At 66.8% G+C, this 7,949-nt stretch carries 7 protein-coding genes, 1 tRNA gene and 2 pseudogenes; 8 read left to right on the top strand and 2 right to left on the bottom strand.

Translation table 11 applies throughout. The features are described 5' to 3' along the window. Positions 1-34 precede the first annotated feature (34 nt). A complete protein-coding gene (gene sbmA / locus FJM51_RS12805; RefSeq protein ID WP_140454540.1) occupies positions 35-1,303 on the bottom strand; it encodes a peptide antibiotic transporter SbmA in 1,269 nt (422 codons plus the stop codon). Positions 1,304-1,446: 143 nt separating this feature from the next. Between sbmA and ilvA the strand changes: the two genes are divergently transcribed. From ilvA to FJM51_RS12840, 8 genes and pseudogenes are all read left to right on the top strand, one after another. Next, positions 1,447-2,715 (top strand): threonine ammonia-lyase IlvA, encoded by a 1,269-nt coding sequence (gene ilvA, locus FJM51_RS12810; protein WP_140454541.1) that lies wholly within the window; start codon positions 1,447-1,449, stop codon positions 2,713-2,715. 9 nt (positions 2,716-2,724) lie between these two features. Beyond that, complete coding sequence (locus tag FJM51_RS12815; protein ID WP_140454542.1) at positions 2,725-3,495, top strand: alpha/beta fold hydrolase; 771 nt, start codon at positions 2,725-2,727, stop codon at positions 3,493-3,495. 93 nt (positions 3,496-3,588) lie between these two features. Continuing rightward, a tRNA-Thr gene (locus FJM51_RS12820) sits at positions 3,589-3,664 on the top strand. A 284-nt stretch (positions 3,665-3,948) separates the two neighbouring features. Next, positions 3,949-4,344, top strand: a pseudogene (locus tag FJM51_RS25550) (tyrosine-type recombinase/integrase); the annotation flags it as partial. An 89-nt stretch (positions 4,345-4,433) separates the two neighbouring features. Further along, the gene (locus FJM51_RS24145) at positions 4,434-4,964 is read left to right on the top strand and encodes a tyrosine-type recombinase/integrase (protein WP_210240276.1); all 531 of its coding nucleotides are present in this window, start codon (positions 4,434-4,436) and stop codon (positions 4,962-4,964) included. 124 nt (positions 4,965-5,088) lie between these two features. Continuing rightward, positions 5,089-5,403, top strand: a complete 315-nt coding sequence (locus FJM51_RS12830; RefSeq protein WP_140454543.1) for a hypothetical protein — start codon at positions 5,089-5,091, stop codon at positions 5,401-5,403. Between the two features lie 252 nt (positions 5,404-5,655). Continuing rightward, a complete protein-coding gene (locus tag FJM51_RS12835) occupies positions 5,656-6,066 on the top strand; it encodes a hypothetical protein (RefSeq protein ID WP_140454544.1) in 411 nt (136 codons plus the stop codon). Between the two features lie 23 nt (positions 6,067-6,089). Beyond that, a pseudogene (locus FJM51_RS12840) lies at positions 6,090-7,048 on the top strand (IS110 family RNA-guided transposase). Here FJM51_RS12840 and FJM51_RS12845 read toward each other — a convergent pair. After that, a complete protein-coding gene (locus FJM51_RS12845; protein WP_210240277.1) occupies positions 7,020-7,712 on the bottom strand; it encodes an IS110 family transposase in 693 nt (230 codons plus the stop codon). The pseudogene FJM51_RS12840 and the gene FJM51_RS12845 overlap by 29 nt on opposite strands. Between the last annotated feature and the right edge of the window lie 237 nt (positions 7,713-7,949).

A 7,949-nucleotide genomic window follows, 5' to 3' on the forward strand; every position in this document is an offset into this window, starting at 1 on the left:
GGGCGCCGCTCCGCCGGTTCCGGGGCCGCCCCGGTCAGCCGTCGATCAGCGGGGCGCTTCCGTCGCGCACGCGGGCCGCGGAGAGGAATTCGCTGTCGATCGAAGGCAGGGGCGCCCCGGTGATGGTGGCCTCGAACGCGCGCAGGCGCTTCTGGATCGAGAGCAGTTCCACGATCGTCGGCCAGGAGGAGATCAGGTACTGGAACGATGTGCGGACCTGGTCGAGCGCGTTCAGGATCTGGTTCATCGCCCCGAGGGTGATGGCGCCGATCACGATCGTGGGCGCGAGGATGACATAGGCGAAGACGTTGTCCGTCTGGATGTAGAGATAGCGGGCGACGTTGAAATAGACGTAGTGGAAGTAGAGGCGGAAGTAGTTCCGCCGGAGGTTCGCGAACAGCTGTCCGGTCGTGCGCGGGTCGGCCCGGTCCGGATCGTCCTCGCCGTAGACGAGTTCCTTGCGATAGGCGGCCTCGACCCGCTGGTTGCGGAATTCGAGACCCGGAAGCCTGATCCCGACGAGCGCCAGCAGGCCGGTTCCGAGCGCCGACCAGATCAGCGCGGCGAAGACGATCGGGTGCGGGATCGCGCCGACGATCGGCAGTTCGGTGATGTCGGCGGAGAGCGTGACGAGCACCGGCAGGAAGGCGATCAGCGTCATGATCGCGTCGAGCAGGCTGACGCCGAGTTGCTCCGTCGTGCTGGCGAAGCGCATCGTGTCGTCCTGCACACGCTGCGAGGCGCCCTCGATGTGGCGCAGTTTCTGCCAGTGCGCCATGTAGTAATCGTTCATCGCCGTGCGCCAGCGGAAGACGTAGTGGCTGACGAAGAAGCGCGTGAGCGCCTGGACCGCGACGGCGACGAGGGCGATCCGCAGGAAGGTCGCGACATAGCCGAAGAATTCGCCCAGGGTGACCGGCCGTGTCTTGCCGAGGGCGGCCTGGATCATGTCGTAGAACGGGCCGTACCAGTCGTTGATCGCGACCGAGACCTGGACCTGGTAATAGGTCGTGAAGATGAGCACGGCGGAGCCGAGGATCGACCAGTGGGCCCAGCGATGCGGGGAAACCACCTGCCAGAACGCCCAGAAGGCCAGCGTGGCGGCGAGGAAATAGGCGTAGAACCACAGGAAGGGGCCGGACCAGAAGCGGGAGACGGCGACGTCCCGGCCTCCGTCCATGGAAAGCCCGAGCAACGCGCCCAGATCCTCGCCCCCCGCGTACCATCCCGCGACACAGATGGCCGCCCAGACGATCACCGACCAGAAGAAGGCGCGCGGTCTGGGGAAGAAGGAAACAAACACTGGACCTTACCCGCGATTGCAATGCGATGCCCAGCTTAAGATCGCATAAGCGGGCGGCGCGCAATGGCTCTCACCGGGGTTTGTTCGGGAGGGCCGCCCGGGCGCGCTCTGGCGCGACGCGGTCCCGCGTGCTAGCGGACCTCATGGAAAGCGTTACCGATTCCGCGGACTTCCTCGCCGGCGTCGCCAGGGCCGGGACGGCGCTGCGCGAACTCTTCGAGCCGACGCCGCTCCAGCGCAACGAATATCTCAGCGCGAAATACGGCGCCGAGATCTGGCTGAAGCGGGAGGATCTGACGCCCGTGCGCTCCTACAAGCTGCGCGGCGCCTCCAATGCGATGCGCAAGGCCCTGGCCGCGGATCCCGGCCAGCGCCGCTTCGTCTGCGCCTCGGCGGGCAACCACGCGCAGGGCATGGCCTATGCCTGCGCGCATTTCGGCACCGAGGGCGTGATCTTCATGCCGGTGACGACGCCGAGGCAGAAGATCGACAAGACCCGGCATTTCGGCGGGCCGGCGGTCGAGATCCGGCTGATCGGCGACTATTTCGACGACACGCTGCGCGCCGCCCGGGACTTTTGCGCCGAGGCGGGCGCGATGTTCCTGCCGCCCTACGACGCGGCCGACGTGATCGAGGGGCAGGCGACCTGCGCGCTCGAGATCCTCGACCAGCTGCCCGAAGGGGTGACGCCGGATCTTCTCGTCATGCCGGTCGGAGGCGGCGGGCTCGCGGCCGGAATGACGCGCGTCTTCGCCGCCCGCGCGCCGGGCACCCGGCCCCGCTTCGTCGAACCGCTCGGCGGCCCGAGTCTGCGCCGCGCGCTCGAGGCCGGGCATCTCGTCACGCTCGAGAAGGTCGACAATTTCGTCGACGGCGCGGCGGTGGCGCGGATCGGGGAGCTGAATTTCGAGACCCTCGGCCGTTTCGCGGCGGAGGACGTGGCGGTCGTGCCCGAGGACCGGCTCTGCGGCACGATGGTCGAGATGCTCAACATCGAGGGCGTGGTGCTGGAGCCCGCCGGCGCGCTCGCGATCGACGCGCTGCGCGACCTGGGCGATCTCGCCGGCAAGACCGTGGTCGCCGTGGTCTCCGGCGGCAATTTCGACTTCGAACGCCTGCCCGAGGTGAAGGAACGCGCGCTGCGCTGGGAGGGGAAGAAGAAATACTTCATCCTCCGCCTGCCGCAGCGCCCGGGCGCCCTGCGCGAATTCCTGAACCTGCTCGGTCCGGAGGACGACATCGCCCGGTTCGAATACCTGAAGAAGTCAGCCCGCAACTTCGGCTCGGTCCTGATCGGCATCGAGAGCGGCTCGGCCGCCGGGGCCGACGCGGTGCGCGCGCGCATGGACGCGGCCGGCTTCGTCTATCTCGACATCACCGACGACGCGGTGATCACCAATCTGATCGTCTGAGGATCGCCCATGGCGCTCGCGCTCAATACCATCGTCACCGGGGAGCCGACGGCCCGCCCCCCGCTCGTCATCGCCCATGGCCTGTTCGGCTCGGCACGGAACTGGGGGATGATCGCGAAGCGGCTCTCCGCCGGGCGCCAGGTGATCTCGGTCGACATGCGCAACCACGGCGACAGCCCCTGGGACGCGGAGCACAGCTATCCGGCGATGGCCGCCGATCTCGCCCGGGTGATCGAGGAGCATGGCGGGCGCGCCGCGGTCATGGGCCACTCGATGGGCGGCAAGGCGGCGATGGTGCTGGCGCTGACGCGGCCCGAACTCGTCGAGCGGCTCGTCGTCGTCGACATCGCGCCGGTCGCCTATGACCACGACCAGGACAGCAACATCGCCGCGATGCGCGCGGTCGACCTCTCCGGCGTCGCCCGCCGCTCCGACGCGGACGCCGCCCTCGCGGCGCATGTGGCCGATCCGGGGCTGCGCGGCTTCTTCCTGCAGAACCTGCGCCTCTCCCCCGAAGGGGCGGCGTGGCGGCTGAATCTCGACGCGCTCTCCGACCAGATGCCGGTGATCCTCGGCTTTCCCGAGATCCGCGCGCGCTACGACGGGCCGGCGCTCTTCGTGACCGGCGAGACCTCCGGCTACGCGCGGCCGCGCGACTGGCCCCGTGTCACCGCGCTCTTCCCGGCGGCGCGTCACGCGGCGATCCCGGGCGCCGGCCACTGGGTCCACGCCGAGGCGCCCGAGGCCTTCCTCGACGCCGTCGCACCGTTTCTCGCGTAACCTCTGGACGCCGCCCGCGCGCGTTGCTATGGAGCCCCCGTCGCCGCCCAGGCGGATCCCCCGAGGGGTTCACGGCGCGACGGCGAGGAAAGTGCCGGTGTAGCTCAGCTGGTAGAGCACGTCATTCGTAATGATGGGGTCGGGGGTTCGAGTCCCTTCACCGGCACCACTTTCCTGTCCGCCGATCGTCGCGGTTGATGGATAAGCTTTGGAAAACAAGGCATATTCTGGGCTTGGCTGGTCGCCCGCGTTCGCCCGGAGCCGGGTCAAGGTGGGGCCGATCCGGGGCCGTTCCGATGGCCGGAAATGAAAGGCCCCCAGTATGCCGCTCACCGATTCCGCTATCCGCGCCCTGAAACCCCGCGAGAGGCCCTGCGAGGTCGCCGATGAGAGGGGCTCTATCTTCAGGTCACGCCATCAGGGGGCCGACTATGGCGGGTAAAGTTCCGCGCTTCCGGCGGAGTCGAGAAAAAGCTCTCGCTCGGAGCCTATCCGGAGGTGAGCCTCAAACAGGCTCGCGCCGCTCGTGACGAGGCGCAGGGGCATCTGGCGAACGGCGTCGATCCGGCCGAGCGCCGGCGGCGCGAGAAACACATCGCGAAGATCACCGCGGTGAACACGTTCGAAGCCATCGCGCAGTCCTACATTGCAACGAACCGGCGGGACGAGCTCGCCGAGGCTACCATCAGCAAGCGAGAGTGGTTCCTCAAGCTGGTGAAGCAGCCGCTGGGGCACCGTCCGATCAGCGAAATCGCTCCCTGGGAGATCCTCGACGCGGTCCGGCCCTATGAAGCCGCCAAGAACGACGAGAAAGCGCACCGCACGCTTCAGTTTATTGGGCAGGTCTTCAGATACGCGGTCGTCAATCAACTGGCTCCTTCCGATCCCACGCGTGATCTTCGCGGGGCTCCGGCCGCAAGCCGAAGCATCTGGGCGCCGTGCTGGACGCCAAGAAAGCCGGCGAACTCCTGCGCGCCCTCGACGGTTACGAGGGCGGCGGGCTCACCAAGGTCGCGCTCAAGCTCTCGGCTCTCCTTTTCGTGCGTTCCGGAGAGTTGCGCGGCGCCGAGTGGCGGGAACTGGATCTCGCCGCCGGGATCTGGCGCATCCCCGCCGCCCGGATGAAGGGCCGGATCGAGCACGTCGTCCCGTTGCCTCGGCAGGCCGTGGAGTTGTTTCAATCCGCGCAGGAGGTGACGGGCGACGGACGATTCGTGTTCCCATCAATTCGCTCGACGGCGCGGCCGATGTCGGAGAACACGGTGAATGGGGCTCTGCGGCGATTGGGCTATGCCGGCGACGAGATGACGGCGCATGGTTTCCGCGCCATGGCGAGCACCCTGCTCAACGAATCGGGCAAGTGGTCGCCCGATGCGATTGAACGCGCGCTCGCTCACAAGGATCGCGACGCCGTGCGCGCTGCCTACCACCGCGGCAAGCATTGGGCTGAGCGCGTCGACATGGCTTAGTGGTGGGCGGACCACCTCGATAGTTTGCGCGAAGGCGCTACTGTGATCCCCATTCGTGCCTCGCTGGCCATATCACGATGGACTAGCTCTTCTGGCGCAGGCGAATTGGCGCTATTGGGCGGTAATGAAAGATGGATGGATCAGCGCCTTCGACGCGCACAGCCGCTTGGAGGAGCACGGCGAACTCCAGCCCGCCTTCGTCATCCGTCCTAGAGCGGCCGATGGCGTGGTCGTTGGTCGCGCGCGCCTTTTGATTTGGGGGAGGGAGCGCCGCGAGGACTGCGAGATCCCTCCCGAGTTCTGGGCTAAGCTGATCGGGCAAATTTGGCGAGCGGGGGATTTCTCCACCATGGTCCGGCACGACGATTGCCGAGCCTATGGAGTGACGTTCCTCGAGGCGGACATCGAAGCGATGCTGCCTCGAAGAAAAGGCCTTTGAGTCGAGCAGGCCGAAAATGGGATCTACGCGCCCGCTGGTGAATGCCTGGGGAAAATCCGCGAGCAGATCGGTTGCGACCGGAAGGAAGCCGAGGCGCAGATCGTACGTCTATGCCGGGCAGGATTGATCGCGAGTCGATGCGCCACGATCCAATGGCGGTGCGAGGATGGTTTTCTCAGGTCGCACCACGAGGCGGAGGACGTCGCAGTTCCTGACTGGTTCTGGCAGCACTGCACGGTTAACGCGGACACGGTGCTGGACTGGGTCTCCGGCACCTTCGCGGGGAGCGGGCAAATCGGCGGCGCGAAATACTTCGTGAAGGCCACGGATGTCAAACTGGATGTGGAGGGCGTTCTGGCTCTGGAAGCCATGTTGACGGCGGAGGCAGCGGGTGGAGGCACGGCTAACGCGAACCCCACCGTGATTGGAGGTCGCCCTCGAACTGAGAAGTGGAGTGTCTGGACCGCAGAATTGGCCGCGTTCATCCATGAGCAAGGCGTTCCGGAGGGCACAGGCGTCGAGGGGCAAGACGCCGTCATCGCCGCGATAGACATGCGCCTGAACGAGCGCAGCCTAGAGGGGCCAGCAAGGAGTACGGTTCAGCCTTTGATGGGGTGGACGGCTCCCGCTTCCGACATCGCGATATGCGATGCTGAGGGCTGATCCACCCATCGAGGAACCCGCGCATGAATCAGATCGCCACGATCGGCATCGACCTCGCCAAGAACGTGTTCCAGATCCACGGCGTCGACGCCGCCGGATCGGTAGTTGTCCGTCGGAAGCTTCGCCGGAGCCAGGTACTCGGCTTTTTCGCAGACCTTGAGCGCTGCCTGGTCGGGATGGAGCCCTGCGCGGGTGCTCACTTCTGGGCGCGGGAACTGACCGCGCTCGGCCACGAGGCCACGAGGCGCGCTTGATGCCGGCGGCCTACGTGAAACCGTATGTGAAGCGCGGCAAGACCGATGCCGCGGATGCCGAGGCGATCTGCGAAGCGGTCGGCCGCCCCACCATGCGCTTCGTGCCGGTGAAATCGGCCGAGCGTCTCGCGGAATTCGGCATCGTGGTGCCGAAGGGCATTCACAATGTCGACCGTCTGCTTGCCACCACGGAGGGGGTTCCTGAAGCGGCGCGGCCCGCGCTCGGGTTGCTCGCCGACCAGTTCCGCGCCACGCACGACAGGATCGCGGCCGTGACCACGCGGATCGAGACCGCGCAGAGAGAAGATCCCCTCGCGCGCCGTCTCGCCACCGTGCCCGGCATCGGGGCGATCACCGCGAGCGCGCTCGCGGCGACGACACCGGATGTCGCGGTCTTCCGATCGGGGCGGGGTTACGCCGCGTGGCTCGGTCTCACGCCCAAGGCGCATTCCTCGGGCGGGAAGGAGCGGCTCGGCGGGATCTCGAAGGCGGGGAACGGGTATCTCCGCCGGCTGCTCTATCTCGGGGCGATGGCGCGCAGTGAGCCATCGCGCGCCATCGGTTCAAGCACGATGGCGAACGCGCGGCGCGGCAAGGAGCCCGGCGCTGATTGGCTCGGGCGGATGCTCGAGAGAAAACCCGTGAAGCTGGTCGCAGTCGCATTGGCCAACCGCATGGCCCGGGTCGTCTGGGCACTGATCAGGTCGGGCGAGAGCTATCGGGCCTGACGAAATCGCGGGCCCGCGGACCCGCATGGAGAAGGTGAGGCGCGAAACGTGAGGCGATGGCGAAACGGACGGCGACACGACGGTGGGAACACCCTGTTCGGACCGGAGCGCATTGGAGCGCGTGCCATTGATTGTGGAGCCACTTGAAGTATTTCGTCCCCCAGGCCTTCTTGCCGGGATAGGCCCGACCGTTCCGCAACAAGAACGACCGGATCTCCTGGCGCTTACGCGTCCGGTCCTTCACTGCCGCCTCTCGGGCACGCACCAGATCGCGCATAGCCTCGTGCGCCTCGTCGGGTGTCCAGATTTCCGTCAACTCGCCCGCGCGGAAGAGGCGCGCCAGTTTCACGGCATCGCGCCGGTTCGTCTTCACCCGTTCGCCGGGACGGCGCGGGATCAGCGACGGCGCGATCACGGCGCACTCATGGCCGAGTGCCTCGATCTGCCGTTTCAGGCCATAGCCGGTCGGCCCGGCCTCGTGACAGAACCGCGGCCGCGGGTTCGGACGATCCAACTTGCGAACAAACCGCCGCACGGAGACAGCATCCGCTCCGATCTCCCCATAGGACCGGACTTCGCCGTCCCGACCACTCTCGGCTATCGCAGCGGCGTGGCTGTTCTTCGAAACGTCCAATCCGATGAAAAGCTCGCTATTCTCCTGCATGGTTCGTCCTCCGGGCGTGAGGCACTGCTCACCGAGCAACCCTCGGGTCGTGTCTCGGAATTGGTAGAAATTGGCTGGCGGCGTAATCTCCGGGTGAACTGACACCCACCCCAACCGGCGGCTGCAACCGCCAGGGAGATCACGCCATGAATGAGATTAGCGACAGCTCGTCCGGTTCGCCATTGTCCGATGTCACCGGATACGATCCGATCGAGGATCGCCCGCGGGCAAACGTCC

The organism is Amaricoccus solimangrovi (genome assembly GCF_006385685.1).
In the GTDB taxonomy this organism is placed as follows: domain Bacteria; phylum Pseudomonadota; class Alphaproteobacteria; order Rhodobacterales; family Rhodobacteraceae; genus Amaricoccus; species Amaricoccus solimangrovi.

Bases quoted from the DNA above. Each gene is read 5' to 3' on its own strand.
- ilvA (WP_140454541.1), top strand. From the start codon at position 1,447: ATGGAAAGCGTTACCGATTCCGCGGACTTCCTCGCCGGCGTCGCCAGG.
- FJM51_RS12815 (WP_140454542.1), top strand. From the start codon at position 2,725: ATGGCGCTCGCGCTCAATACCATCGTCACCGGGGAGCCGACGGCCCGC.
- FJM51_RS12830 (WP_140454543.1), top strand. From the start codon at position 5,089: ATGAAAGATGGATGGATCAGCGCCTTCGACGCGCACAGCCGCTTGGAG.
- FJM51_RS12845 (WP_210240277.1), bottom strand. From the start codon at position 7,712: ATGCAGGAGAATAGCGAGCTTTTCATCGGATTGGACGTTTCGAAGAAC.